The organism is Pseudomonas sp. Colony2 (genome assembly GCF_019382755.1).
Taxonomy (GTDB): Bacteria; Pseudomonadota; Gammaproteobacteria; order Pseudomonadales; family Pseudomonadaceae; genus Aquipseudomonas.
On sequence record NZ_CP080030.1, the window covers coordinates 3401605 to 3402128 of the forward strand.

Genomic DNA, 524 nt, shown 5'->3' on the forward strand with positions numbered 1-524 from the left:
CGCCAGGCGCTATACGACAAGGCGCTTAAGGTGCTGGCATGACGCAGGTGCAGAAGCTGGTGCTCATCCTGCTGGCGATGGCCGTGAGCTTCGGCGCTGCCTGGCAGGTGCAGGRCTGGCGGTATGACGGGAAGCTGGCAAAGCAGGCGGGGCAGTTCCAGACRGACCTCGACGCGATCGGCAATGCCGCGACCGYCCARGCMCGCGCCGARCARGACAAGCGCCTAGCCACCGAGCAGCAACTGGCCGCCGCCGACCAACAACACTCCAGGGAATTATCCGATGCCCAGCGCAACCAGGCTCTGCTGCGTGACCGTCTTGCTACTGCTGATGTSCGGCTGTCAGTCCTTCTCGAYGCCACGGATTCAGCCWGTRGCTGCRACGTGCCTWCCACCCCCGGYGCCGTCRGCRTGGTTCATGCAGCCCGTAGAGCCCAACTTGACCCAGCGCATGCGCAACGAATTATCGCCATCACTGACGACGGGGATAACGCCGTGATCGCGCTGCGGGCGTGCCAGGCGTAC

1 protein-coding gene is annotated in these 524 nt (G+C 65.0%); it reads left to right on the forward strand.

Annotated elements, in window-relative coordinates; translation table 11 throughout:
- Positions 1-38 precede the first annotated feature (38 nt).
- The coding region (locus JV201_RS13455) for a lysis system i-spanin subunit Rz (protein WP_219407170.1) at positions 39-524 on the forward strand (486 nt) is incomplete at its 3' end.